Source organism: Paenibacillus sp. 01T422 (assembly GCF_056398785.1).
Genome location: NZ_JBFTQB010001496.1, coordinates 1 through 689 on the forward strand (window position 1 = coordinate 1; position 689 = coordinate 689).

The 689-nt window shown below is 44.0% G+C and carries 1 protein-coding gene; it reads left to right on the plus strand.

All coding sequences use genetic code 11. The features are described 5' to 3' along the window. The coding region (locus tag AC1DUA_RS39815; RefSeq protein WP_477504901.1) for a leucine-rich repeat domain-containing protein at positions 1-689 on the plus strand (689 nt) is incomplete at both ends.

The window sequence follows — 689 nt, forward strand, 5'->3', positions numbered from 1 at the left end:
GAGTATAGGCGAGGGGGTATTCTACAGTAACCAGTTAACGAGCGTGACGATTCCGAGCAGCGTGACGAGTATAGGACAATCTGCTTTTAAATATAATCGATTAACGAGTGTGACGCTTTCGGAGGGTGTAACGAGTATAGGCAGGGAAGCATTTTATTCTAACCATTTAACGAGTGTCACGTTCCCAAGCAGTATGAAGAGTATAGGTCTTAGTGCATTTGAGTACAACGCTTTTACAAGCGTGAGGATTCCAGCAACTGTAGAAAGCGTAGGTATTTATGCTTTTGAAAATAATCAAATAACAAGTGTTATCGTTGAAGGAGATTCAATTGTAATAGGGGTGCTAGCATTCGGGTTTGATTCAGAAAGAAAAGGTACGATGATAGGGTTTAGTCCTTCTACCGCGAAGGATTATGCTAATAATACTCGGTATCTTTTCGTTAATATTTTGTCTGCGCGAGTCAGCTTTTCTCCAAACGGTGAATCCGTGGGAAAACAATCTGTGTCAACAAAGGTAACGGTAGACATTCCTGATTCCGCACAATCCGCCAAAACGTATTACCAATGGTCACCAACGGAAACGGTACTAGCGTGGCCGAACGCGGGATGGGTAGCGTTCACGAGCGAAGATTCCATTCCTACACCTTCTACTGGAGGTACGTGGTATTTGCACGTCCGTGTTGACGACC